Source organism: Enterobacter cloacae complex sp. P16RS2 (assembly GCF_014982155.1).
Taxonomy (GTDB): Bacteria; Pseudomonadota; Gammaproteobacteria; order Enterobacterales; family Enterobacteriaceae; genus Enterobacter; species Enterobacter cloacae_M.
In genome coordinates this window covers 57,906-58,148 of record NZ_JADCKW010000002.1, presented here as the reverse complement: position 1 = coordinate 58,148, position 243 = coordinate 57,906, and the positions used below count along the sequence as shown (strand labels likewise).

The following is a 243-nucleotide window of genomic DNA, read 5'->3' as shown; positions in this document are numbered from 1 at the left end:
ACCAACTGAGCTAACGACCCGAGTGGTGGGTGATGACGGGCTCGAACCGCCGACCCCCTCCGTGTAAAGGAGATGCTCTACCAACTGAGCTAATCACCCACTCTGTACTGCTGGTGTGCGTTAAGTGGTGGGTCGTGCAGGATGACTCGGCTTCGCCTCGCCCTACGGGCCGTTGCTGACGCAACGTTATCCTTCACGTTTAACCACTACTTCCACCTGACTTAGTGGTGGGTCGTGCAGGAT

1 tRNA gene is annotated in these 243 nt (G+C 57.2%); it reads right to left on the bottom strand.

The window, feature by feature from the left end:
- Nucleotides 1–23: 23 nt before the first annotated feature.
- Nucleotides 24–99, bottom strand: a tRNA-Val gene (locus tag INF68_RS00655).
- Nucleotides 100–243 lie beyond the last annotated feature (144 nt).